The organism is Arthrobacter sp. MDT2-34-1, assembly GCF_059091365.1.
Map to the genome: position 1 here is coordinate 506643 of NZ_JBNHGO010000001.1, position 24210 is coordinate 530852.

Genomic DNA, 24210 nt, shown 5'->3' on the forward strand with positions numbered 1-24210 from the left:
GCTTACGCCTCTCCTCTGACGATGCGGATGAAAAGTTCGTGGATGCGGCGCTCCCCCGTAATCTCCGGGTGGAAGGATGTCGCCAGCAGATGCCGCGAACGCACTGCCACTATTCTAGCTGTCCCGTGCAAAGTGTCGGTGTGGGAGGCCTCCTCCGGCTGGACGGCAGCCAGGACCTCCACGCCCTTGCCCACGCGTTCCACCCAGGGCGCACGGATGAACACGGCGTGGACCGGCGCCGGGTCCTGGCCGGGAGACGCCGCGCTGAACTCCAGGCCCCGGAAGTCCAGGTCGGACTCGAACGATTCGCGCTGTCGGCCGAAGGCGTTCCGACGCACCGTTATATCCAGGCCGCCCAGTGTCTGCTGCGGTTCGCCCTTCAGGTCGGTGGCGGGGTCTGCAATCTCCCGGGCCAGCATGATCATGCCCGCGCACGAACCGTAGACCGGCATGCCCGCCTCGATCCGCCCCTTCAGCGGGTCGGCCAGCTCAAAGATGCGCGTGAGCTTGTCGATCGTCGTGGATTCACCGCCGGGGATGACCAGGCCGTCCACGGCCGCCAGCTCCGCCGGCCGGCGCACCGGCACCGCCGCGGCGCCGCTGTGCTGCAGGACGGATAGATGTTCGCGGACATCGCCCTGCAGGGCAAGCACACCAATCGTGACCACGGTGACGGTTCCTCGGAGTTCGCATCGGGGCCGCCTCAGTGGCGGCCGTACGGAAAAACAGTAGTGCCAACCGGTCCGGCGGTGTTAAACGGTGCCCCCTCCCCTGTGGTGACCGACACTGTTCGGCCCGGGCCGACGGCGCCGGGGCACGGCGGCTTGTATAGTCTCTACTCATGCGACACCTCCTTGCGACCGTTGCCGGAAAGGCCGTAAAGGCGGTAGCCAGGCTCCGCGGCGGCGGTTCCGCACTGCCCGGCCTGGTGGCCGAAAAAATCGATCCGCAGTTCCTGCCGCGCACGCTCGGCGAGCTGCCGCGCGGCGTCGTGGTGATCAGCGGGACGAACGGCAAAACCACTACCACCAAGATGGTGGTGGAGCTGCTGCAGGGGCAGGGCCTGAAGGTGTTCACGAACCGGACGGGCAGCAACTTCACCCGCGGCGTGGTCGCTGCCGTGCTGGGCGACTCCGACGCCCGGGGCCGGCTTGACGCGGACATTGCCGTGTTGGAGCTGGACGAGGCCCACGCGGTTCACTTCGTCAAACTGGTGGCCCCGCGCTACAGCCTGCTGCTCAACGTCATGCGCGACCAGCTGGACCGCTTTGGCGAAATCGAAACGACCGCGGGTTTCCTCCGGCAGATCGCCGCGGCGACGACCGAGGCAGTGGTACTGAACCGGGAAGACCCGCGCATCGCGGCGCTGGCGGGCGCCGTGGCCGCGCCGCGGGTCGAATACTTCGGCCTGGCGCCGCAGCTGCGCCACATGTTTCCGCATGACGACGAAATGCGGTCCGCCGCCTCCGCCGACCCCTCCGGCGCCACCGCCGCCGACTCCGGCCGGCCGAGCGCCGACGTCGTGCTCTCAGCCTGTGAGGGGCCCGCCGCAACCTTCCAGCTGGACGGCCGCGAGCTCGAGGTCGAGCTGAAGCTGACCGGCGTTTACAACGTGTTCAACGCCGCCGCGGCGTTGGTGCTGGCGCGGACCGTGTTGGGCCCCGCGGTGGACGAGCCGGAACTGCTGGCGTCGCTGGAGAACGTGACGCCGGCCTTCGGCCGCGGCGAATCGCTGACCGTCAACGGCCAGCCGCTGGACCTGGTGCTGGTGAAGAACCCGGCCGGCTTCCGGCTGGCACTGAAGTCCTTCCCCGCCGCCGGCTACCGGACCATGATCGCCATTAACGACAACTACGCGGACGGGCGGGACATGTCCTGGCTGTGGGACGTCGACTTCGATTCGCTGCGGGACACCGGCGTGGCCGAGGTCTCCGGGGTCCGGGCACGCGACATGGGGCTGCGCCTCTTCTACGAGGACGTTCCGGTGGACCGGGTGGACACCGACCTCAATGCCTCGCTGCAGCGGTTCATTGCGGGCGGTCCGGAGACGCCGAAGCGCATCTACTGCACCTACACCGCCATGCTGGCGCTGCGCCGCGAGCTCGGCAAACTGACCGAAGTGGAAGTGGTCTCCTGATGGACGCTCCTGTTATCGACCTGCTCCAGCTCTACCCGCGGGACATGAACATCTACGGCGACTGGGGGAATGTCCTGGTGCTGCGCAAGCGCCTGGAGCTGCGCGGCTACGACGTCCGGCTGCACGAGTACAACCCCGGCGACGCGTTCCCCGAGCAGGTGGACCTGATCGTGGGCGGCGGCGGCCAGGACTCCGGCCAGAACAAGATCCAGGCCGACCTGCTGGCCCAGGGCGGCCGGCTGCGGGAGCTGGCCGAGGACGGCCTGCCGATGCTGGCGGTCTGCGGCCTCTACCAGCTGTTCGGCCACCGGTTCACCACCCACACCGGCGAGGTCATCACCGGCATCGGGCTGCTCGATGCCGAAACCGTGGGCGGGCCCACCCGGTTGATCGGCAACACCGTGCTCGAAAGCGGCGAGTTCGGCACGGTTATCGGGTACGAGAACCACAGCGGACTGACCACCCTCGGCAGCGATGTCCGGCCGTTGGGACGGGTCACCAAGGGCCAGGGCAACAACGGCACCGACGGCACCGAGGGAGCCCGCTACCGGAACGTCATTGCCACCTACCTGCACGGTTCCCTGCTGCCCAAGAACCCGGCCGTGGCCGACTACCTGATCCGCCACGCCGTCGAGCGGCGCTACGGCAGCTTCAACGACGTGCCGCTGGACATTCCGCATGAGGCCGAAGCCCGCGCCGACGCGGCCGCCCGTCCGCGCTGACGCCGGCGGACGCTGACGCTTGGCAGCCACTGAGGCCAGGCCGTCGCTAAGCCAGTTCGGACGACGGCCCGCGGCGTCAATCGCCGCTGAGCAGCCACTCGCGGGCGACGTCCGTCGGGGCTCCCATGGACTCGACGGTCGCCTTGGTCCGTAGCCGGCTGGCCGCGTCCGCCTGTTCGGACACGCACCAGTCCCCGGACTTCGCGGCTGCCGCCAGCGCATCCGCTGCCACCGGGCACCAGCGGTGCCCGGGTCCGTCGAACGTGGCCGGCAGCCAGTCCAGCCCCGCCACCTCCCAGGCGCCGTAGTCGCCGGCCTGGCTGAACCTGGCCCGAACCATCAACCCCTCGGTGTTGAGGATGTTCGGGGTTGCATGCGCGGCGAGGGTGTTGCCCAGCCCGTAGACGATCCAGGTGCCGTCGTAGCGCTCAATCGGCTGGACGGAGTGGCTGTGGTGCCCGTACACCAAGGAGAACTCGCCGCTGTCGGCCAACGCGTGGGCAACCTCCTGCTGTTGCGGGCTGGCGTAGGCGGTGTATTCGTCCCCGGCATGCACCGCTCCCAAGACGATGTCCGCGCCCTGCGCCCGGGCCTTCCTGGCCTTGGCGATCATCGCCGGGGGATCCAGCACGTCCACCTGCCAGGGCCGGTCCGGCTCCAGCCCGTTCAGCGAGAAGGTGCCGGTGATGACCGCGATCCGCGCGGCCGGCGTGTCCAAAACCAATACCTCCTCGGCCTCGGCCGCGCTGGCGTAGGTGCCGGTGTGTTCCAGGCCGCGCGCGTCCAGCGCCTGCAGGGTCCGTTCCAGGCCGGCGGTGCCGTGGTCGAACGCGTGGTTGCTGGCGGTGGTGCAGGCGTCGTAGCCCACGGCGGCGGCGGCGTCGAGGATCTGCGGCGGCGCGTTGAACGCTGGGTAGCCGGAGTACGGTCCGTCGTCGCCGGCCAGCGGGGTTTCCAGCTGGCAGACGGCGAGGTCGGCGGTGTCCAGGTATTGCCCCTGGGCCGCCAACATCGGCTCGAAGTCCAGGGCCCCTTTCCCGGTCCGCCGGGCGTCGGCGGCCGCCTGCTCCCAGAGCGGCTCGTGCAGCAGCAGGTCGCCGGTGAGGGCCACGGTGGCGCAGCGGATTCCCGGGCACGTCGGGCCCGCGCCGGCCGTCGCCGCCGGCTCCGGGGCGGGCTCCGGTGCGGAGGTCGACGGCGGCGCCTCCCCCGCGCCGCCGCTCCCCGGTGGGCCGGATCCGGAGGGCGCAGCCGCCGGCTTAGTCGCGGCCGGTGCGGTGCCGGGCGGTCCGGCGGCCTCCGGCCCCGGGCCGCAGCCGGCCAGCAGCAGGGCCGCGATGGCCAACGCCGCCGCCGGTGCGGGAGTCCGCGCCACCGCTGCCCGGTGTATGCATCGGCCCGCTTCCCGCACCGGGGAACCGGCCGGCCCGTCGGGCGGCTGCCTGTTCATGCCGCCAGTGTAAGTCCGGCTGTGCCCTGCACCACGGTGGCGCGGCGGCGTGCCCCCGGCAGGTACGGCGGGGACGCCGGGTACCCATGGCAAAGTGGTGGCATGGCCAACCCCTTCCTGGAACCCAGTGTCCTCCCCTATGAGCTGCCCGATTTCGCCGCGATCCGACTTGAACACTATCCGGAAGCGTTCGAGGCCGGGTTCCGCGAGCAACTGGCGGAAATCGAGGCGATCGCGGCCAATCCGGCACCGGCGACGTTCGAGAACACCGCCGTCGCCTTCGAACGGTCCGGCCGCACGCTGTACCGGGTGAGCGCCGTGCTGGACAACTTCGCCGCCGCCGACGCCACCGACGACGTGATGGAGCTGCAGCAGCAGATGGCCCCGCAGCGGGCCGCCCACCGGGACAACATCTACCTGCATGCGGCGCTCTACCGGCGGGTCTCGGCGGTCGACGAAGCCGCCGAAGGGCTCGAGGGCGAAGACCTGCGCCTGCTCACCGAGCTGCGCAAGAAGTTCCGCCGGGCCGGCGCCCAGCTCCCCCCGGCGGACCAGGAGCGGCTGCGCGCCATGAACGTGGAGCTGTCGGAGCTGGACGCGGAGTACTCGCGGGAACTGCTGGCCGCCGGCAATGCCGCCGCGGTACATGTCACCGACCGCGGACAACTGGCCGGGCTCGCCGACGACGATCTGGCCGCCGCCGAACTGGCGGCGCGGGACGCCGGTTACGACGATGGATGGCTGCTGGCCCTGACCCTGCCGACCGCCCAGCCGGCGCTGGAGACCCTTGCCGACCGCGGCACCCGCCGCCGCCTGCATGAGGCATCGGTGGGCCGCGGCGAAGCGGGCCACCGGACGCTGGAGCTGGCGGCCCGCACGGCGGAGCTGCGGGCCGAGCGGGCCGCGCTGCTCGGCTTCGCCAATCATGCCGAGTATGTGCTGGACGGGCAGACGGCGCCCTCGCTCGCGGCCGTCCAGGACATGCTGGCGCGGCTGGTCCCGCCGGCCGTCGCCAACGCCCGCGCCGAGGCGGAGATCCTCGCCGAGGCGGCCGGCCACCCCCTCGAGCCGTGGGACTGGGCCTTCTACGCGGAAATTGTGCGCCGCCGCGACTACAGCGTGGACCTGGCCGGGCTGCGGCAGTATTTCGAGCTCGAACGTGTGCTCACCGACGGCGTGTTCTTCGCCGCCAACCGGTTGTACGGGCTGCGGTTCGAGGCCCGGCCGGACCTCGCCGCCTACCATCCGCAGGCCCGGATCTGGGAAGTGACGGACGACGACGGTGCCGGGCTGGGTCTGTTCATCGGCGACTTCCATACCCGGGACACGAAGAACGGCGGTGCCTGGATGGATTCGCTGGTCGAGCAGTCCCGCTTGCTGGGACAGCGCGCCGTCGTGATGAACAACCTGAACATCCCGCAGCCCGCTCCCGGCGAGCCGGCCCTGCTCAGCTACGACAACGTGGTGACGCTTTTCCACGAGTTCGGCCATGCGCTGCACGGCCTGCTGTCCCGGGTGGAGTACCCCGGCCTCTCGGGCACCAACGTGCCCCGGGACTTCGTGGAATACCCGTCGCAGGTCAACGAGATGTGGATGCTGGAGCCGGAGGTCGCCGGCAACTACGCCAGGCACCACCTGACCGGCGAACCGCTGCCCCGGGAGGTGGTGGACCGCATTAAGGCTGCGCAGCTGTGGGGCGAAGGCTTTGCCACCACCGAGTACCTGGCCGCGTGTGTGCTGGACCTGGCCTGGCACAGCCTGGCCGCCGGGCAGCGGGTCGAGGACCCGCTGGCCTTCGAACGGCAGGCACTGGCCGACGCCGGCATCGACCTGCCCCTGGTCCCGCCGCGCTACCGCACCGGCTACTTCAAGCACATCTTCGCCGGCGGCTACGCAGCGGGCTATTACTCCTACCTGTGGAGCGAAATCCTCGACGCCGACACGGTCGCCTGGTTCGGCGAAAACGGCAGACTGCGGCGCGGCAACGGAGACCGTTTCCGCCGCGAGCTGCTCTCACGGGGCAACAGCATCGACCCGCTGCAGGCCTACCGGAGCTTCCGCGGCCGGGACGCCGACCTGGCGCCGCTGCTGGCCCGGCGCGGCCTCGACCGGGACGACAGCGCCCCGGCCGGCCGCGGGGACGTCCGGTAACGGCGGCCCCGTAAGGGCAGCCCCCGGAAACGGCGAACGCCCGGTACTCCACTGTCGTGCGGGACCGGGCGTTCGCCGTCGTCGGTATTTACCAGCCGCGCTCGGCGAGGCGGTGCGGCTGCGGGATTTCGTCCACGTTGATGCCGACCATGGCCTCGCCCAGCCCGCGCGAGACCTTGGCGATGACGTCCGGGTCGTCGTGGAAGGTGGTGGCCTTGACGATCGCGGCGGCGCGCTCGGCCGGGTTGCCGGACTTGAAGATGCCGGAGCCGACGAACACGCCGTCGGCGCCCAGTTGCATCATCATCGCGGCGTCGGCCGGGGTGGCGATGCCGCCGGCGGTAAACAGCACCACGGGCAGCTTGCCGGTGGCGGCGATTTCCTTGACCAGCTCGTACGGGGCCTGCAGTTCCTTCGCGGCCACGTACAGTTCGTCTTCGGGCATTGCCGACAGGCGCTTGATCTCGGAGCGGATCTGGCGCATGTGGCCGGTGGCGTTGGAGACGTCGCCGGTGCCGGCTTCGCCCTTGGAACGGATCATGGCCGCGCCCTCGTTGATGCGGCGCAGGGCCTCGCCCAGGTTGGTGGCGCCGCAGACGAAGGGAACGGTGAAGTTCCACTTGTCGATGTGGTTGGTGTAGTCGGCCGGGGTCAGCACCTCGGACTCGTCGATGTAATCCACGCCGAGGGACTGCAGCACCTGCGCCTCGACGAAGTGGCCGATGCGGGCCTTGGCCATCACCGGGATGGAGACGGCGTCGATGATGCCGTCCACCATGTCCGGATCGCTCATCCGGGACACGCCGCCCTGGGCGCGGATATCCGCCGGAACGCGTTCAAGGGCCATCACGGCCACCGCACCGGCGTCTTCGGCGATGCGGGCCTGGTCGGGAGTCACGACGTCCATGATGACGCCGCCCTTCAACATCTCGGCCATGCCCCGCTTGACGCGGCTGCTGCCGGTCACGGGCGCGTGAGTTGAAGTTTCTTCACTGCTGGACACTAGAAGCCCCTAGGAGTCGGTAGGAAACGTACACCTCATCATACGTCCGGCCCGGTGCGCTGGGTCACCGATGACGTAACCTTCCTCGGGGCCCCAACCGGGGGCCTGGGCGGTCCGGGGCGGATCAGGCGGTTTGCTGTGTCTGACGGTAGACGGCCATGATCCGCTGGGCCACGGTCAGCAGGCTGGCGGCGGCCAGCAGCACCAGGACCACCAGCAGGACCACCTCCGGCAGGCCCAGTCCGGTCAGGCCGGTGAAAACCAGGACGGAAACCAGGCGCTCGGAGCGTTCGGCCAGGCCCACCGCGGCGGTGCAGCCCAGCGACTCGGCCTTGGCCCTGGCATAGGAGACCAACGACCCGAGCAGCAGGCATACGAGCGCGGAGACGGCGATGGCGGTGTTCTCTCCGCCGGTGAAGAACCAGATGGCCACGCCGGCGAACACCGCGCCGTCGGCCAGCCGGTCGAGGGTGGAATCCAGGAAGTTGCCCCAGCGGCTGTTGCGCTCCAGCATGCGCGCCATCAAGCCGTCCACCATGTCGGAGAAGACGAACGCCGTGATGAAGACCGTTCCCCAGAACAGCTCCCCCAGCGGGTAGAACACGAGCGCCCCCACGGAGACCCCGAGGGTGCCCACGATGGTGACGGCGTCGGGCGAGACGCCCATCCGGATCAGGGCACGGGCCAGCGGCGAGAACAGCTTTCCGAAGAACCCGCGCGCGTACTTGTTGAGCATCGCCGCGCTACCGTGCCGGCCAGGCTTGGGATACCTGCTTGCGGACCTCGTCCAGGGTCTCGGTGATCGCCTTGGTCTGGGCGATGATCGGGAAGAAGTTCCCGTCGCCGCCCCACCGGGGCACCACGTGCTGGTGCAGGTGCGCCGCCACCCCGGCGCCCCCGGCTTCGCCCTGGTTCATGCCCAGGTTGAAGCCGCTGGGGTTGGCCACCTTCCGCAGGACCCGCATCGCCGTCTGGGTCAGCTCGGCGAACTCGGCGGTCTCCTCCGCGGTGATGTCGGTGTAGTCGGGCACGTGGCGGTACGGGCAGACCAGCAGGTGCCCGGGGTTGTAAGGAAACAGGTTGAGCACCACGTAGGCGAACTCGCCGCGGTGGACGATCAGCGATTCCTCGTCGGGGCGGGCCGGAGCCACACAGAACGGGCACTCGTCCTTGTTCTTGAACTGGCCCTGGCCGCCCTTGACGTAGGCCATGCGGTGCGGCGTCCAGAGCCGCTGGAAGGCATCCGGCACGCCGGGCAGCTCAAAGCCGTCCGTCACCTCGTCGCCGGTCCGGTCGGTCATGGCTTCGGTCGTCTCGGCCATCGTCAGTTGCCGCGCCTGGCGGCGGCCTGCACGATCCGGGACACGGCCTCGTCCACCGGGATGCCGTTGTCCTGGCTGCCGTCGCGGAAGCGGAAGGAGACGGCTCCGGCCTCGGCGTCCTCGCCGCCTGCGATCAGCACGAACGGAACCTTGTCCTTGCTGGCGGTCCGGATCTTCTTCGGGAAGCGGTCCGAACCCAGGTCGGCCTCGGCGCGGATGCCCTGAGCGCGCAGCTTGGCCACGATCTCCAGCATGTAGTCGTTGAACGCCTCCGCCACCGGGATGCCGACCACCTGGACCGGGGCGAGCCACGCCGGGAAGGCGCCGGCGTAATGTTCGATCAGCAGGCCCATGAAGCGCTCTACCGACCCGAACAGGGCGCGGTGGATCATGACCGGGCGCTGGCGGCTGCCGTCGGCTGCCTGGTATTCGAGTTCGAACCGTTCGGGCAGGTTGAAGTCCAGCTGGATGGTGGACATCTGCCAGCTGCGGCCGATCGCGTCGCGGGCCTGTACCGAAATCTTGGGGCCGTAGAAGGCCGCTCCGCCCGGGTCCGGCACCAGTTCCAGGCCGGATGCCTCGGCGACCTCGGCCAGGGTGCGGGTGGCCTCGTCCCAGACCTCATCGGCGCCCACGTACTTCTCCGGGTCCTTGGTGGAGAGCTCCAGGAAGAAGTCGTCGAGCCCGTAGTCCTTGAGCAGGTCCAGCACGAAGTTGAGCGTGGTGGTCAGCTCGTCCTTCATCTGCTCGCGGGTGCAGTAGATATGGGCGTCGTCCTGGGTCATGCCGCGCACTCGGGTCAGGCCGTGGACTACGCCGGACTTTTCGTAGCGGTAGACGGAGCCGAATTCGAACATCCGGAGCGGCAGCTCGCGGTAGGACCGGCCGCGCGAGCGGAAAATCAGGTTGTGCATCGGGCAGTTCATCGGCTTCAGGTAGTAGTCCTGGCCGGGCTTGACGACCTCGTTGGTTTCGGGGTCGCGGGTCTCGTCCACATGCATGGGAGGGAACATCCCGTCCCGGTACCAGTCCAGGTGGCCGGAGACCTCGTACAGGTTGCTCTTGGTGATGTGCGGGGTGTAGACGAACTCGTAGCCCGCCTCGGTGTGCCGCTGCCGCGAGTAGTCCTCCATCGCCTTGCGGACGATGCCGCCCTTCGGGTGGAAGACGGGCAGGCCGGAGCCGAGTTCATCCGGGAAGGAGAACAGGTCCAGTTCGGCGCCCACCCGGCGGTGGTCGCGGCGCTCTGCCTCGGCCAGCCGCTCCTGATAGGCCTTCAGGTCTTCCTTGGTGGGCCAGGCGGTGCCGTAGATGCGCTGCAGCTGCTTGTTCTTTTCGTTGCCCCGCCAGTAGGCGGCGGCCGAGCGGGTCAGCGCATAGGCGTTGGAAATCAGCTTGGTGTTGGGCAGGTGCGGCCCGCGGCAGAGGTCCTTCCAGACCACTTCGCCGCTCTTGGCGTCCACGTTGTCGTAGATGGTCAGTTCGCCGGCGCCCACTTCGATGCTGGCGCCCTCGCCGGCCTCGTCGGAGTGGCCCTTGAGCCCGATCAGCTCTTCCTTGTACGGCTCCCCCGCCATCTCGGCGAGCGCTTCGGTCTCGGAGACGGTGCGGCGGACGAAGCGCTGGTTGGAGTTGACGATCTTGAGCATCATCTTCTCCAGCTGCTTCAGGTCCTCCGGGGTGAAGGGCTCATCGACGTCGAAGTCGAAGTAGAAACCGTCGGTGATGTACGGGCCGATCCCGAGCTTGGAGTCCTTCCGCAGCTGCTGGACCGCCTGGGCCATGACGTGCGCGGTGGAGTGGCGCAGCACGTTGAGCCCGTCGGGAGAGTCGATAGTCACGGCTTCGACCTTGGCCCCGGCCGGGATCGGCTGGTCCAGGTCCTTCAGTTCGCCGTCGACGCGGACGACGACGACCTCCCGCCGGGCGCCGTAAAGGTCGGCTCCCGTCGTGCCCTCGGTCACCTGGTTCTCTTCGCCGTCGACGATGAGGGTGATGTTCTGGGGCGCTGACACAGAGGTCTCCTTATGGTGGATGTAAGCCGTTACTGCAGCGACATACTTGGGCGCTGCAAGCCTCTACGATCGTATCCGCTGACGCGAAGCCCGACCAACACCGCCGCGGCGGGGCTGCGCGCCCGCTGGGGCCGGCGAGCCGCTTCTGGCCGCGCATCATCCTGCCCGGTTCCCGTGGCTACCGGCCAGCCAGGACCCGGCCGGAACGCGGTGATCCAGTCCTTCGGCTGCCATGCGGCGGGCAAGTTCGCCAGTTCCAGGCTTTTCCTGGCGGGCGGCGGTCCTGCCGGCCGCCGGTGTTGCCGGCCCTCGTCCTGCCGCCGGTGTTGCCGGCCCCCGTCCTGCAGCGGCCCCGGAAGGAACAGGGTGCCCCGACAGCGGCAGGCTGGCGGTGTCCGAAAGGTCCCACGCCTCCAGCGCCTGAAGCCCGATTCCCCTGGGGCCGGTCCGCCGGGTGAGGCCGCGGATGAGCAGCATCTCGGTGCCGAACAGCAACGGGCCGGATCGTTCCTGGGCTTCCTGGAAGAAGGTGGCGTCCACGCAGCCGGTGCCGTCGTCCACGCTGATGAAAACCACCCGACGGCCGCCGCGCATGGGCGGTGTCTGGGTGGCCACACGGATGCCGGCCACCATTACTTCGCTCCCGTTGCGCATCTGCAGCAGGTCCTTGGCCTGGGTGACTCCGAGTTGGGCCAGCAGCGGAGCGTAGCTCTCCATCAGGTGGGAGCTGGCGTCGATCGAGAGCAGATCCAGTTCGGTGCGCACCTTGTCCACCGTGGTCGGTTCCGGGAAGACCGGAACCAGATGGCGCAGCTCCAGGTCCCCCAGCGGCAGGGACAGCTGGCCCTCGGTGGGCTGGTAGCGCTGGGGAACCGGGCGGGTGTCCGGCTGGTCCAGATGGTAGACCAGATCCGTCCGGCTGGCCGCCCGGCCGCCGCGTTGGCCGGTCCTGCGGTTCAGTTCGTCGAAGGCGCCCAGCTGGGCCAGGCGTTTGAGCGCTGGTTTGCCGACCTTGGCCCGCGCGCGCAGGTCGGCCAGCGATTCGTACGGCTGGCCGGCGACGATGCGTTTGAGCTCGGCCGCCGAGAGCCCGTAGATGCCGGTCAGGCTCAGCCGGATCCCCAGCTTTTCGCCGCTGCCGGAGGGAACGCGTTCCACCTGGTAGCGGTCGGTGCTGCGGTTGATGTCCAGCGGCAGGATCGGGATGCCCAGCCGCCGCGCTTCGGCCACCAGCAGGCGCAGCGGGTACATTCCCGGATCGTGCTGCCACAACCCGGCCAGGAACGCCTCGGGGTGGTGGGCCTTCAGCCAGGCCGTCTGGTAGGTGGGCACCGCGAAGGCGGCCCCGTGGGCTTTGCAGAAGCCAAAGCTGCCGAAGGACTTCAGCGTGCCCCACACCGTCTCGACCACCTCCGGCGGATACCCCCGGTCCAGCGAGGCGCTGCGGAAGTATTCCTCCACCGCGGGTTCGGCTTCCTCGTTGCCCAGCAGCCGGCGGAATTCATCCGCCTTGGCCAGTCCGCAACCGGTGAATACGTCGAAGGTCCGCAGGACCTGTTCGTGGAAGATCGTGACGCCGTGGGTTTCCTTGAGGACCGGAATCAAATCGGGGTGCGGGAAGCGCTCCGGCGCCCAGCCATGGCGGTGTTCCAAAAACGGCCGGACCATATCCGATTGCATCGGCCCCGGCCGGAACAGCGAAATGTCGATAATCAGGTCGTTGAAGTCCCGCGGAGCCATCTTGCCCACCAGCTCGCGCTGGCCCGGCGATTCGATCTGGAAGCATCCCAGGGTGTGGGTGCTGCGGATCAGCTCATAGGTCGGCTCGTCGTCCAGCGGGACCTGTTCCAGGTTGATGGTCCCGTCCGCGGCAATGTAGTCGGGCCCGGTTCCGTCCTCGCCCACCGGATGCCGGCCCGCTGCCGTCACGGCGTCCTTGCCCGGATGGATGCGGGCTATTTCCTTGAGCGCGTAGGCGATGGAACTCTGCATCCGCACGCCCAGCACGTCCAGCTTGAGCATGCCCATCGGGTCCATGTCGTGTTTGTCGAACTGGCTCATCGGCAGACCCAGCCCGCTTGGCTGGGTAGGGGTGCGGTCCAACAGCGAGCTGTCGCCCAGGATCACGCCGCAGGGGTGCATGGAGATATGCCGGGGCAGCCGGTCCAGCCGTTCGGTCAAATCCACCAGCAGGTCCAGCTGCTGGTTCTGCTCCACCTGCGCGGAAAACGCGCGCAGCTCCGGCTTCTCCGCCATCGCCTCACGGAACTGGCGCGCGGAGAACCGCCAGAGCTGTTTGGCGATGCCCGAAATCTCCTCCTCCGGCAGGCCCAGCGCCAAGCCGGCGTCGCGGACCGCCCCGCGGGCACGGTAACCGTTCTGCATGCTCATCAGGGTGACCCGCTGGCTGCCGAAACGGTCGAAGATTTTTTGGTAGACGTTGTGCCGCTCTGCACTTTCCACATCGATGTCGATGTCCGGCAGGGTGGAACGGTCCTGGGAGAGGAAGCGCTCGAAGATCAGCCCGTGGTCCAGGGGGTTCACGTGGCTGATGTAGAGCAGATAGTTCACCAGGCTCGAGGCACCCGACCCCCGGGCCGCGGCGCGCACGCCCATCCCGGTGATCATGCGCGACACTTCGGCCACCGTCAGGAAGTAGGAGGCGAAGCCCAGCCGCGAGATGATGCCCAGCTCATGGGCCAGCCGGTCCCGCAGTTCCTTTTCCGCCCGTCCGGACATTCCGCCAAACCGTTCGGCGATGCCGGTTTCGCAGCGCTGGACCAGCTCGGCCACGGGATCCCCGTCGATCCCGATGACGGAGGCTTCGGGGACCACCGGGCGCTTGAACCCCATGTCCCGGTAAGGATCCATGCGGCACCGGTCGGCCACCGCTTCCGTCGTGGCCAGCAGGCGGATGACGTCCTTGCTTCCGCCGCCGGCTGCCTGCACGATTTCCCGCGCCAGGGCCTGCATCCGGTCGGGGGATTTCAACCAGCCCTGGGCGCTCGGCTGCAGATCCGGCAGCTTGGACAAGGCTGTCAGCGCCCTCGCCGAGTCCAGCACATCTGCAGTGGCGGCGCCGTCCTCTTCGCAGTAGCGCACGGCGTTGGTCAGCACTGCGGGAAGATTCAACTCCCCGGCCAGGTTAAGCATCCGCACCGCGTGGGCGGTACTGAGGTTCTCCCCCGGGGCACTCAGGTGGGAGACGATTTCCACTGCGAGCGCCCCGGCCGGCAGTCCGCTGCGCCAGCGTCCGGCCAGCCGGCGGGCTTCGGCGTAGCTGCGGCGGCGCAGCGCCTGTCCGACGTCGGAAAAAGGACCCACCAGCACCGTCAGGGCCGGTCCGCCGTCCGAGGTGCCCGCATGCCGGGCGAGTTGATCCACCGTCACGCCGGGCGTCCGGCGGCTGGCGGAACGCCCGCGGGCAGCCGTGCCGGCGTGGGCTTCCGAGACCAGGCGGCAGAGCGCATGGTAGCCGCTGCCCTGGTTCCCTCCATGGGCCAGCACCACAACGCGTCCGGTGTCCCGGCCGCCGCCGTCTTGGACGGCCAGGTCCACGCCGACTATCGGATCCATCCCCGTCGCCAGGCATGCCTTCAGGTGCTTGACCGTGCCGTAGAGACCGTCCCGGTCGGTGCAGGCCAAGGCGTCGGCTCCGAAGGAAGCGGCCGCTGCGGCCAGTTCCTCCGGCCAGGAGACACCGTAGTGGGCACTGTACGCCGTGGATACGTGCAGGTGGGTAAAGCTCATGGACATTCCAAACAACGGTCGGGTCTCGGGATCGGCATCCGGCGGACTGCCGGGGCGAACCGGGGGCTGACAGAAAGGCCGGCGGGAACCGTGGCGCGGTCAGGCGCTCAGCTCCCGGACGGCATCATGGACGCGGATCAGGCGCCAGCGTCCGGTGTCCACCTGATGGGAAAGGTCCAAGGTGCGGATCTGCGACCGGCCATTCAGCCGCGCCTGCACCCGCCAGATCTCATGGTCCACCAGTCCCGCGCCCCGGCCCCGTTCCGCACGCAGTTCCTCCGCCCACCATTTGCGGCGTTCGTACCAACGCACCGGTTCCGCGACGATGCGGTAGCTCCTGCCCTGCCAGCGCAGCCGGAGCGGCTGTCCGGCAGGGGAACACACAACGTCAACTGCTTCGCTGAAAACACCCATGTCCCAGTCGCCTTTCATCTGGACAACGGGTCATAATCCCTGGCGAGCGCCCCTGCCAACACGCCCGCCGAAGAACTTGACCCTCTTATTCTATTCGAATATGTATTCGAATCCAAGATCAAGCCTAGGTTCGGGCACTGACAAAATCGGGCCGCCCGCCGACGTCGGCTCAGCGTGCAGCGTACGGCGGCCAAGCGCAGCAGCACTGCCTACTGCAGTAGGACGGCCAGGCGCGCGCCGTGCGGCGGCCAAGGAGCCTAGCCGTCGTGCTCGGCGAGGTACTTCACGTCGTGGACCAGCTTGTCCCACATCAGCTTGGAGTGTTCCGCCGCCTCGGCGGTCTCGTTGTTGTCCTGCGACAGCGTGAACTCCGTGCCGCCCGGAACTTCCTCCAGCGTCCAGACGAGACGGTGGTAGTTCTCGGGCACGTCCTCCCGGCCGGACAGCGGGCTGAAGTGGGTGACGACCAGCCGCCGTCCGGGTTCGAACTCCAGCACCTGGCCCTTGTCCTCGTACGCCTCGCCCTCCCACTCGCCCCGCCATCGGATGGGCCCGCCAACGCTCCAATCGGTCTGCACCTCGGTGCCGAACATGAATCCCCTGATGGCCTCGGGGTCCGTGATCACGGACCAGACACGGTCCGGCGGCGCCGCAATGGTCGCCGTCGAACTGGCCACGTACCGTCCGGACATTGGCTTCCTCCCCTGGTTCCCGCCGTGGCGGCGCGGGCGCGGTTACTCCATCCCAGCTTCCGGCAGCCGGGGCCGGCGCACAATGGCTGCGGGGATGCCGCTCAGGGAACGATCCCGATTCCGGGGCGCCCGGCGGCGCTCATGCTGCCTCGTCGATGAGGTCGGGCCCGTTGTTGCGCACGTTGTTGACCTTCGAACTGACCCGCCGCGGGACAAGATGCGGTTCGGGCATGGCCTCCAGCAGCTGCCGCACGTCGGCCTCGGATGTTGTTTCCGGATCCAGCCAGTCCGCATAGAGGCCGGGTGGAACGATCAGCGGTGTCCGGTCGTGGATATGCCCGAGCGCATCGGCCGCCTGGGTGGTGATGATGGTGCAGGTGCGCAGCCACTTCTCCGGGTGGTCTTCGGGCAGGGCCGGGTCGGGCCAGTTCTCGAACAAAGCCGCGAAAGCCAGCGCCTCGTCGCCTTCGCCGTGCAGGTAGGTCGGGATCTTGCCGCCCTCGGTCTTCTGCCATTCGAAATACCCGTCGGCAACAAGCAATCCGCGCTTCCTGGCCGCCGCCTTGCGGAACGAGGGTTTCTCCGTCACGGTCTCCATCCGCGCGTTGATCAGGCGGGCGCCGGAGCGGGGGTCCTTGGCCCACGGCGGCACGAGGCCCCACCGGGCCAGGATGAGTTTCCTGGACACTCCCTCGCCGTCGGCCTGCTTGCGGTCGATGATCAAGGGGACCTTGTCGGTCGGAGCCACGTTGTAGGAAGGCTGGATCTCTTCGACATAGGACTCATCGACGTCGAAGGAAGCCACGAGGTCGCCGGTGCTCCGGGCCATGACGTATCTGCCGCACATGCCTCCATTATGGTCCAGCCGCGCGGCGGAAGCCCGGCGCGCGGCCCTTAAACGGCCTCGCACCCCGGCGGTACTCCCCGCCCGGCAGCCGCCGCGGCCGGCGCCGGGAATGACCGCGCCCGGTGAGACGTTGACATGTACACAAGCTTTCAGACCAGAAGGAGCCATCTTGGATTACACACCTGCTGCCGGAACCGTCACCATGTTCTCCACCACCTGGTGCGGGTACTGCCGCCGCCTGAAGACCCAGTTCGATGCGCAGGGCATCGGCTACACCGAGATTAATATCGAAGAGGTCCCCGGCACCGCGGAGCTCGTCGAGAAGCTCAACGACGGAAACCAGACGGTTCCCACCCTGCTCTTCCCGGATGGCAGCAGCGCCACGAACCCGCCGCTCTCCCTGGTCAAGGAACGCCTGGGCGTCTAGCAGCGGCAGGCTCCACCGGCGGAATCCGGACCGCAGGCCACGGGGCGCCGCAGTTTCCATAACAATCGTTTTGGAAATTGTGGCGCCCCTGTTTTGTTCCTAGGATGGGGCAGGACGGCCGACGACGGCCTCGCCAGACTTCGCTAGGAAGGAATCACTCCCGCATGGTTCACAAGGTTCGGGCAGTAGTGGCCCTGGAAAAGAATGCTCCGGTCTCCATCGAAACCATCCTGGTTCCCGATCCGGGCCCGGGCGAGGCGCTGGTGGACATCCTCACCTGCGGCGTCTGCCATACCGATCTGCACTACAAGCAGGGCGGGATCAACGACGACTTCCCGTTCCTGCTCGGCCACGAAGCCACCGGCGTGGTCAGCGCCGTCGGCCCCGACGTGACCGATCTTGAGCCCGGCGACCGCGTCATCCTGAACTGGCGCGCAGTGTGCGGCGAGTGCCGGGCCTGCCGGCGCGGTGAAGCCCAGTACTGCTTCAACACGCACAACGCCACCCAGAAGATGACCCTCGAGGACGGCACCGAGCTCTCCCCCGCCCTGGGCATCGGTGCCTTTGCCGAGAAGACCCTGGTGGCCGCCGGCCAGTGCACCAAGGTGGACGACGACGTCGACCCGGCGGCGGTCGGACTGCTCGGCTGCGGCGTCATGGCCGGCATCGGCGCGGCGATCAACACCGGCGAGGTCAAGCGCGGCGAATCCGTGGCCGTGATCGGCTGCGGCGGCGTGGGCATCGCCGCCATCGCCGGCGCAAAGCTGGCCGGCGCCACCACGATCATCGCCGTCGACATCGATGACAACAAGGTGGAGCTGGCCAAGTCGCTGGGTGCCACGCACGGGATCAACTCGAAGCAACAGGACCCGGTGGAGGCCATCCGGGCGCTCACCGGCGGCAACGGCGCCGACGTCGTGATTGAAGCGGTCGGACGTCCGGAAACCTACAAGCAGGCGTTCTACGCCCGCGACCTGGCCGGGCGCGTGGTCCTGGTGGGAGTCCCGACGCCGGACATGAAGATCGAACTGCCGCTGCTGGACGTGTTCGGTCGCGGCGGCTCGCTGAAGTCCTCCTGGTACGGCGATTGCCTGCCGTCCCGCGACTTCCCGATGCTGGTCAGCCACTACAAGCAGGGCAACCTGGACCTGGACGCCTTCGTCACCGAGCGGATCAAGCTCGACGAGGTTGAGGCCGCGTTCGACAAGATGCACGAGGGCAAGGTGCTGCGTTCGGTGGTGGAGGTCGCATGAGCGCCGCAATCGAAAACCTGGTCACCTCGGGCACGTTCTCGCTGGACGGCGGCACCTGGGACGTGGACAACAATGTGTGGATCGTCGGCGATGCCACCGAGGTCATCGTCATCGATCCGGCACATGATCCGCAGGCCATTGCCAACGCCGTCGGCTCCCGGAGCGTGAAGGCCATCCTGCTCACGCACGGTCACGACGACCACATCCGCGCCGTCGGTGCATTCCGGGACCTGGTGAAGGCACCTGTTTACCTGCACGACGCCGACCGGATGCTCTGGGACGCGGTCTTCCCGGACAGCGCACCCGACCACGCAATCGAGGACGGCGACACCTTCGAGATCGCGGGAGCGCGGCTGCAGGCCATCCACACTCCGGGCCACTCCCCCGGATCGGTCTGCTTCCACCTGGCATCGCAGAACGTGCTGTTCAGCGGGGACACGTTGTTCAACGGCGGTCCGGGAGCCACCGGCCGCAGCTATTCCAGCTTCGAAACGATCATCGAGTCGATCAAGGGCAGGCTGCTGACGCTGCCGCCCGAGACCACGGTGAAGACCGGTCACGGCGATTCCACCAGCATCGGCGCCGAAGCGCCGCAGCTCGACGAGTGGATTGCCCGCGGCCACTGAGTAAGTCCGGGCCCAGTCCCGCACCGCCCGCGTCCGACCGTATTCCGGTTCGGGTGCGGGCGGTGTGCTGTCCGGGGCCGGATCCGGCTTGCCGGCGGTGGCGCCATCGGTTCCACGCGCGGCTGCGGTGCGGCCGTCCGATCAGCCGCCGATGTAGTGCATCTCGACCCTTTGCCCTGGCCAGCCGGTGGCCGGGGGCGCCTCGCGCGGCGCCCGACCGGTCCCGTTTCCGGCGGCCACGCCCGCGGTCTCGGCGCTGCGCAGTTCCGAGTAGCGGTCCGAGCGGCCCCGCCAGACGCCGGAGAGCACGCGCGTCAGTTCGCCGTCGTCCGCGCCGCCGCGCAGCAGGGCGCGCAGATCCGTCCCGCCGGTGCCGAACAGGCAGGTGAAAAGCTTCCCGTCGGTGCTCAGCCGGGCGCGGGTGCAGCCGTGGCAGAACGCCTGCGTGACGCTGGAGATGGTCCCGATTTCGCCGCCGCCGTCGCGGTATCTGAAGCGTGTGGCCGTCTCGCCGGGGTACCGGGGGGCCAGCGGTTCCAGCGGCAGGTCGGCATCGATCCGCCGCACGATCTCGGCCGACGGGACGACCTGCGCCAGGTTCCAGCCGTTGGTCGTGCCCACATCCATGTATTCGATGAACCGGACGATGTGGGGCGTGCCGTGGAAGTGGCGCGCCATGGCCGGGACGCCGCCGTCGTTCTGGCCGCGCTTGACCACCATGTTGACCTTGACCGGGCCCAGCCCGACCGCGGCCGCGGCCTCGATGGCCTCCAGCACCGCGGCGACGGGATAGTCGACGTCGTTCATCGCGCGGAAGGTGGCGTCGTCAACCGAATCCAGCGAGACGGTCACCCGGGACAGCCCGGCCGCCTTGAGCGCCTCGGCCTTGCGGGCCAACGCCGAGCCGTTGGTCGTCATCGCCAGGTCCAGCGGACGGCCTTCGGGCGTGCGGAGCCCGGCCAGCCCGGTGACCAGGTCCTCGATTCCCCGCCGCAGCAGCGGTTCGCCGCCGGTCAGCCGCAGCTTTTCCACCCCTTCGGCGGCGGCGATCCGGGCCACCCGGACGATTTCGTCGAAGGTCAGCAGCTGGTCCTTGGGCAGGAACACGAAGTCGCGGCCGAATACTTCCCTGGGCATGCAGTAGACGCAGCGGAAGTTGCACCGGTCGGTGACGGAGATCCGCAGATCCCGCAGGGGCCGGCCCAGTGCGTCGTCGAGGGTATCCGGACCGTGCTGCGCTGGCCCGTCCATGGTGTGCCTCCGCTGCCGGGACTCGAAGTCCCCTCCAGACTAGGCGGGCCGGGCGTCGACTACAACGGGGCCGGTTCCGGGACCTGCACGCGGGCCAGCAGGTCGGCAAAAGACCCCTCCGCCACGTCGGCGTAGCCGGCGTACGCCGTGCGCAGCGCCCGCTCCACCGAGTCCACGCCGAGGCCGGGCAGCAGGTCCTCGGCCGCGCCGGCCGTTGCCGGATCCCAGTCCAGGCCGAGTGCGTCATAACTGGCCGTGAGCACCTCGCGCAGCGGCGCCGCATCCTCGACCACCACGACGGAGGAAAACAGCCAGGCACCGGCGACGACCCGCTGCGCGGTGCCCACCAGCTTGATCCGGCGCTGGGGCTCGACCGGGTACGCGCCGTGGATGCTGAACTCGCCCGGGCAATACTCCCCGGGGATTTCGCCCACGCCTGCCTCCAGCCCGGTGGCCCGCAAGCCGCCGGCGATGAGCTCCCCGAACCGGCCGAAACGCTTTTTCGCGCCGGCAATGGCATCGGCCAGCGGCTCCACATGGTCCAGCACCAGGCAGCCTTCGTGGTATGCGGCCGCGCGGCCGCCCGCCTTGCGCACCAGCGGTTCGAATCCACGTTCGCGGCAGCGGCGGGCCGCCTCCTGAAAGCCGGGCAGATGAGCGTCCCGCTGCCCGAACGCCACCGTGGGTGCCGGACGGTACAGGCGCACGGTAGCGCCGAGCCGTCCCTGCTTGGCCGCGGCCAGCAGTTCCAGTCCAAACTGCAGGTCCGCCTCCGCGCCGAACGACTCCGGCTGGCGGACCCAGTCGAGCCCGCCAGGGCCCTGCGCTGAGTGCTCCAAAATGTCGCCTGCTTCCTGAACTTGCTGATCCGCGCCGCCGGTCGCGGCGGATGCCCCTGCCATTTTACGGCCCGGGGCCATAAAGTGCCGTCCGTTCCGGGTCCGGGCATTCGGGGACCTTGCCACCGTGCCGGACACGGAATAATAGCCATGTGACTTCTCCCCAAACACCGCTCGTGCTGCTCGGCGGCGTCTCCGGCTCCGGTAAGTCCTACCTGGCAGCGCGGTTCGGCCGTCCGCATGTGGAGCTCGACGCGTTTTACCGGGAGATCAGCGAGCACACCGGCGCGTCCCCCATGCCGCTCACCCCGTACGGGGAAATCGACTGGGACCATGCCGACACCTGGAACAGCGGCGCCGCGGCCGGCGCCATAATGGACCTGCTGGAGACTGGCAGCACCCGGATCCCCAACTACTCCATCGCCACCTCCAGCTACAGCGGGCACCGCACCGTGGAACTCGCGGAGGGGCCGGTAATTGCCGAGGGGATCTTCGCCGACGCCGTGCTCGGTCGGCTGCGCGGCCTCGGGGCGGAGGTTGACCCCATCTTCATAAGGGTCTCCCCCATCACGACGGCGGTGCGCCGCCTGGTGCGCGACCTGCGGGAGCACCGCAAGCCACTGCCGTTCCTGCTCAAGCGGGGCTGGGCAATCTTCCGTTCCGAGCGCGCCGTGCGCGACCGTTATGTGGCGGCGGGATTTCGCCCTGTCGCCAAGCGGCAGGTGAAGAGGGAGCTGGCCGCCCTGCGCCGGACACCGGCCGCCCAGCGGAAGTAGCGCCCGGCTATTCGGTCACGTCCCACATCCGGCGCCACCATGGCCGCTTGGGCTCGGGCTCCGGTTCCTCGCGTGCCGCCGCGGCCGCCCTGGCCGCCCGGCGTTCCCGCCAGCGTTCCAGTTCATACTCCACGTCCCGGGTCTTGGTGATCACCGGCGGGCCGCCCTGTAACTGTCGCCGCGCGTTGACCACCCGGGCGTTGAAGTCCTCCAGGATTTCGCGCACCCGCCGGTCAGAGATCTGCTGGTCCAGGCGTCCGTCCAGCTCGGCGTCCTCGGTCCGCAGCAGCAGGGCTTCGGGGCCCAGCCCCGTAAGGTTCTCGCGCTCGATCAGCCCCTTAAGCCACCAGTCGGGGTCATACCCGTTGCCCAGGTTGGGTATCGGTTTTCCGGCGTATTTCAGGTCATCGAAATCCCCGCGGGCCATGGCATCCCGGATCAGGTAGTCCGCGCGCCGGGAGGTGTCCAGCTCCCGGATTTTCCGGTGCTTCTCCTCTTCGGCCTCCGCCCGCTCCTCTTCCTCCGCGTCGGCCGGCCCGCGTTCGCGTGACGCCCGCAGCTCCGCGGCGCGTTCCAGCCGCCGGCCGTTGTCACCCGCTGCCCTGCTGTTCACTCGTCAGACACCGCCTCCGGTACGACTTGGGCCCGATGCTCGGCCACCGGGCTTTTCCTGACATTTTCCCAGCCCCGTTGCGAGCCAGCAATGCGTCGCCGTCGTTCATGCGCCGATCGCAGGTTCCCCGTCCGGCCGCGCCGGCGCGCTTCAGCGGTGGCCGCCGGCGCATCCGCGATGGCAGACTCGGCCGCATGCGCGAATTTGTCGTCCTGGGCACCGCCTCGCAGGTTCCTACCCGGAGCCGCAACCACAACGGCTACCTGCTGCGCTGGGACGGCGAGGGAGTGCTGTTCGACCCGGGTGAGGGAACGCAGCGGCAAATGATCCTCGCCGGAGTTTCGGCCAGCCGGATCACGCGTATCTGTCTGACGCATGTGCACGGCGACCACTGCTACGGATTGCCCGGCGTGCTCTCGCGCATGGTCCTGGACGGCGTTGAGCATCCGGTTCATCTGCACTACCCGGCCTCCGGCGGGGACGTGGTCCGGGCCCTGGTCTCACTCGCCTCCCCGGGACTTGACCTGCGCCTGCACCCGCACGGCGGCGCCGGGGCCATCGCGGACGGCCTCGAGGTGCGACCCCTGGACCACCGGATCGAGGCCTACGGCTACCGGCTGGTCGAACCCGACGGCCGCACCCTGCTGCCCGACCGGCTGGCTGCCGCCGGGATTTCCGGCCCCGACGTGGGCCGCCTGCAGCGGGAAGAAACCTGGAAGGGGGTGCGGCTGCAGGATGTCAGCGTGGCCCGCCCGGGACAGCGCTTCGCCTTCGTAATGGACACCGCGGTCTGCGCCGGGGCGGAGGAACTGGCCGACGGCGCCGACCTGCTCGTGGCCGAGTCCACCTTCAGCGACGACGACGGGGCTCTTGCCGTCCGGCACCGCCACCTCACCGCCGGTCAGGCCGGCGGACTCGCCGCCGGCGGCGGTGTGGGCACGCTGGTGCTGACCCATTTCTCCTCGCGCTATCCCAACCTGGCCCCGCTCGAGGAACAGGCCAGGGCGCGGGCAGGAGGGGCCGAGGTGGTTGCCGCCCGGGACCTGGACCTGATCCCGTTTCCGCAACGCCGGCGGTCCGGCTTCGGGCGGTAAGCACGCACCGGCCGCTTTTCCGGCTGCCCTGCCTGTTTCCCTCAGGGCTCGTCCGGGTTACGGTGGCAATCTCAACGCAAGGTGGATCACGATCGAAGGAGGCTGCAATGAGCGAGCAGAACCGCCCGGAGGACGAACAGAACCTGCCGGATCCCGAACTGAACGTCCAAGGTGAAGACCCAGTCATCCCGGATGAGGGCGCCGACGCGGTGCCGCCGGAACTGGTGGACGCCGGGATCGATACGGACTCCGAGCGTCCCGTGGACGAAACCCTGTCCGATCCGCTCGAGGGCGGCATGGCGGACGACCGGTTGGGAGCCCCGCTGGAGGACTTCGACCCGGATGAATCGCCGAGCCAGTAGGCGCAGTGAAGCCCCGCAGAGTTACTGCGGGGCTTCACATGTCCCGTACGGTTTCGGCTACGTGGTTCGGTCGCTGGCTGGCTCTTCCACTGTTGACTTGTCAAGGAAGGCAATCACTTCGGAGTCATCAGTCTTCGTCCAGGTTTCGCGCCCGGTGTCCTTGTCTTCGCGGCGGGTTTCCGGCGTGGTCGCGGCTTCCTTGCGGAAGCCCCAGCGGGAGTCCCTATTCGAGGCGTAGCACATCACGAACCTCCTTCGTGTCGGTCCTTTAATCGTCCTCCGGTCAGCGGCGGATGCCAAGGGCCGTTTTCGCGCGGATTCATGCACGCTGAGGGTCCGCCCTCCGTCATCGCAATTCGACGATGACGTCGAGGACTTTGGGCGGGCTGAAGATTGCTGGGGCGCCGTAACCGATGACAAGGGAGAAGGCCAAGGAGACGGCCATACCGGTGGCAGGCCGATGCTT

At 68.8% G+C, this 24210-nt stretch carries 23 protein-coding genes; 9 read left to right on the forward strand and 14 right to left on the reverse strand.

Going from position 1 to position 24210, the window contains the following annotated elements; all coding sequences use genetic code 11:
• Window positions 1-2: 2 nt before the first annotated feature.
• Window positions 3-668 (reverse strand): pyridoxal 5'-phosphate synthase glutaminase subunit PdxT, encoded by a 666-nt coding sequence (pdxT, locus tag AC5RVV_RS02350; RefSeq protein WP_493999829.1) that lies wholly within the window; start codon window positions 666-668, stop codon window positions 3-5.
• Window positions 669-841: 173 nt separating this feature from the next.
• Here pdxT and AC5RVV_RS02355 point away from each other — a divergent pair, with 173 nt between their 5' ends.
• Complete coding sequence (locus tag AC5RVV_RS02355; protein ID WP_493999830.1) at window positions 842-2137, forward strand: MurT ligase domain-containing protein; 1296 nt, start codon at window positions 842-844, stop codon at window positions 2135-2137.
• Window positions 2137-2859, forward strand: coding sequence for a type 1 glutamine amidotransferase (locus AC5RVV_RS02360; RefSeq protein ID WP_493999831.1), 723 nt, complete (start codon window positions 2137-2139; stop codon window positions 2857-2859). Before AC5RVV_RS02355 ends, AC5RVV_RS02360 begins: the two co-directional genes overlap by 1 nt.
• A gap of 76 nt (window positions 2860-2935) precedes the next feature.
• Here the strand turns inward: AC5RVV_RS02360 and AC5RVV_RS02365 are convergent, their stop codons facing one another.
• Complete coding sequence (locus AC5RVV_RS02365; protein WP_493999832.1) at window positions 2936-4309, reverse strand: CapA family protein; 1374 nt, start codon at window positions 4307-4309, stop codon at window positions 2936-2938.
• A gap of 102 nt (window positions 4310-4411) precedes the next feature.
• Here AC5RVV_RS02365 and AC5RVV_RS02370 point away from each other — a divergent pair, with 102 nt between their 5' ends.
• Window positions 4412-6460 (forward strand): M3 family metallopeptidase, encoded by a 2049-nt coding sequence (locus AC5RVV_RS02370; RefSeq protein ID WP_493999833.1) that lies wholly within the window; start codon window positions 4412-4414, stop codon window positions 6458-6460.
• 88 nt (window positions 6461-6548) lie between these two features.
• On the opposite strand, the gene pdxS is transcribed toward AC5RVV_RS02370, so the two are convergent.
• The 8 genes from pdxS to AC5RVV_RS02410 all read right to left on the reverse strand — a co-directional run bounded on the left by pdxS (window position 6549) and on the right by AC5RVV_RS02410 (window position 16503).
• Entirely contained in the window at window positions 6549-7463 is a 915-nt protein-coding gene (gene pdxS / locus AC5RVV_RS02375) for a pyridoxal 5'-phosphate synthase lyase subunit PdxS (RefSeq protein ID WP_493999834.1), read from the reverse strand.
• 124 nt (window positions 7464-7587) lie between these two features.
• Window positions 7588-8199, reverse strand: a complete 612-nt coding sequence (gene pgsA, locus AC5RVV_RS02380) for a phosphatidylinositol phosphate synthase (protein ID WP_493999835.1) — start codon at window positions 8197-8199, stop codon at window positions 7588-7590.
• Between the two features lie 7 nt (window positions 8200-8206).
• The gene (locus AC5RVV_RS02385; RefSeq protein WP_493999836.1) at window positions 8207-8785 is read right to left on the reverse strand and encodes an HIT family protein; all 579 of its coding nucleotides are present in this window, start codon (window positions 8783-8785) and stop codon (window positions 8207-8209) included.
• Window positions 8786-8787: 2 nt separating this feature from the next.
• The gene (gene thrS / locus AC5RVV_RS02390; RefSeq protein ID WP_493999837.1) at window positions 8788-10800 is read right to left on the reverse strand and encodes a threonine--tRNA ligase; all 2013 of its coding nucleotides are present in this window, start codon (window positions 10798-10800) and stop codon (window positions 8788-8790) included.
• A gap of 156 nt (window positions 10801-10956) precedes the next feature.
• On the reverse strand, window positions 10957-14550 hold the full coding sequence (locus AC5RVV_RS02395) for a DNA polymerase III subunit alpha (RefSeq protein WP_493999838.1): 3594 nt from the start codon (window positions 14548-14550) through the stop codon (window positions 10957-10959).
• Window positions 14551-14649: 99 nt separating this feature from the next.
• Window positions 14650-14964 (reverse strand): DUF6504 family protein, encoded by a 315-nt coding sequence (locus AC5RVV_RS02400; RefSeq protein WP_493977563.1) that lies wholly within the window; start codon window positions 14962-14964, stop codon window positions 14650-14652.
• A gap of 257 nt (window positions 14965-15221) precedes the next feature.
• Window positions 15222-15656, reverse strand: coding sequence for an SRPBCC domain-containing protein (locus AC5RVV_RS02405; RefSeq protein WP_493999839.1), 435 nt, complete (start codon window positions 15654-15656; stop codon window positions 15222-15224).
• Between the two features lie 139 nt (window positions 15657-15795).
• On the reverse strand, window positions 15796-16503 hold the full coding sequence (locus tag AC5RVV_RS02410) for an SOS response-associated peptidase (RefSeq protein WP_493999840.1): 708 nt from the start codon (window positions 16501-16503) through the stop codon (window positions 15796-15798).
• A gap of 169 nt (window positions 16504-16672) precedes the next feature.
• On the opposite strand from AC5RVV_RS02410, the gene AC5RVV_RS02415 reads away from it, so the two are divergent.
• The 3 genes from AC5RVV_RS02415 to AC5RVV_RS02425 all read left to right on the forward strand — a co-directional run bounded on the left by AC5RVV_RS02415 (window position 16673) and on the right by AC5RVV_RS02425 (window position 18809).
• Window positions 16673-16930, forward strand: coding sequence for a glutaredoxin domain-containing protein (locus AC5RVV_RS02415; RefSeq protein ID WP_127512700.1), 258 nt, complete (start codon window positions 16673-16675; stop codon window positions 16928-16930).
• 164 nt (window positions 16931-17094) lie between these two features.
• The gene (locus AC5RVV_RS02420) at window positions 17095-18183 is read left to right on the forward strand and encodes an S-(hydroxymethyl)mycothiol dehydrogenase (protein ID WP_493999841.1); all 1089 of its coding nucleotides are present in this window, start codon (window positions 17095-17097) and stop codon (window positions 18181-18183) included.
• Window positions 18180-18809 (forward strand): MBL fold metallo-hydrolase, encoded by a 630-nt coding sequence (locus tag AC5RVV_RS02425; protein ID WP_493999842.1) that lies wholly within the window; start codon window positions 18180-18182, stop codon window positions 18807-18809. Before AC5RVV_RS02420 ends, AC5RVV_RS02425 begins: the two co-directional genes overlap by 4 nt.
• 141 nt (window positions 18810-18950) lie before the next feature.
• Here AC5RVV_RS02425 and moaA read toward each other — a convergent pair whose 3' ends face one another.
• Window positions 18951-20060: a GTP 3',8-cyclase MoaA gene (moaA, locus tag AC5RVV_RS02430; RefSeq protein ID WP_493999843.1), complete on the reverse strand. Its 1110-nt coding sequence runs from the start codon at window positions 20058-20060 to the stop codon at window positions 18951-18953.
• Between the two features lie 59 nt (window positions 20061-20119).
• Complete coding sequence (locus AC5RVV_RS02435; RefSeq protein ID WP_493999844.1) at window positions 20120-20899, reverse strand: lipoate--protein ligase family protein; 780 nt, start codon at window positions 20897-20899, stop codon at window positions 20120-20122.
• A 152-nt stretch (window positions 20900-21051) separates the two neighbouring features.
• Here AC5RVV_RS02435 and AC5RVV_RS02440 point away from each other — a divergent pair, with 152 nt between their 5' ends.
• On the forward strand, window positions 21052-21675 hold the full coding sequence (locus AC5RVV_RS02440; RefSeq protein ID WP_493999845.1) for a uridine kinase family protein: 624 nt from the start codon (window positions 21052-21054) through the stop codon (window positions 21673-21675).
• A gap of 7 nt (window positions 21676-21682) precedes the next feature.
• On the opposite strand, the gene AC5RVV_RS02445 is transcribed toward AC5RVV_RS02440, so the two are convergent.
• Complete coding sequence (locus AC5RVV_RS02445) at window positions 21683-22288, reverse strand: DnaJ family domain-containing protein (RefSeq protein WP_493999846.1); 606 nt, start codon at window positions 22286-22288, stop codon at window positions 21683-21685.
• Between the two features lie 194 nt (window positions 22289-22482).
• Here AC5RVV_RS02445 and AC5RVV_RS02450 point away from each other — a divergent pair, with 194 nt between their 5' ends.
• The gene (locus AC5RVV_RS02450) at window positions 22483-23382 is read left to right on the forward strand and encodes a ribonuclease Z (protein ID WP_493999847.1); all 900 of its coding nucleotides are present in this window, start codon (window positions 22483-22485) and stop codon (window positions 23380-23382) included.
• 107 nt (window positions 23383-23489) lie between these two features.
• On the forward strand, window positions 23490-23744 hold the full coding sequence (locus AC5RVV_RS02455) for a hypothetical protein (protein ID WP_493999848.1): 255 nt from the start codon (window positions 23490-23492) through the stop codon (window positions 23742-23744).
• 57 nt (window positions 23745-23801) lie between these two features.
• Here the strand turns inward: AC5RVV_RS02455 and AC5RVV_RS02460 are convergent, their stop codons facing one another.
• Entirely contained in the window at window positions 23802-23987 is a 186-nt protein-coding gene (locus AC5RVV_RS02460; protein ID WP_493999849.1) for a hypothetical protein, read from the reverse strand.
• Window positions 23988-24210 lie beyond the last annotated feature (223 nt).